1 protein-coding gene is annotated in these 205 nt (G+C 29.8%); it reads right to left on the bottom strand.

Annotation, left to right across the window (positions count from 1 at the left end; all coding sequences use genetic code 11):
* A partial coding sequence (locus LB452_RS13755) for an integrase core domain-containing protein (RefSeq protein ID WP_224462258.1) occupies positions 1-205 on the bottom strand: 205 nt, incomplete at both ends.

Genomic DNA, 205 nt, shown 5'->3' with positions numbered 1-205 from the left:
ATAAATGTGGTCTGAGATTATTGTAAATACTGACTGCATCAGCGATAAGCTTTTTCTTTAATGTCATATCCTTTATGTTTTTAGCAATGTTGAACTCTTGTTTAAGTATACCATTGATTCTCTCTGCGATTGCATTTTCATAAGGATCATATTTTTCTGTCATACTTGTTTTTATGTTGTTTTTGTCTAACATTTCTTGATAGTC

Origin of the sequence: Psychroflexus longus (genome assembly GCF_020164595.1) — a bacterium.
GTDB lineage: Bacteria > Bacteroidota > Bacteroidia > Flavobacteriales > Flavobacteriaceae > Psychroflexus > Psychroflexus longus.
This window is presented reverse-complemented; position numbering and strand designations above follow the sequence as displayed.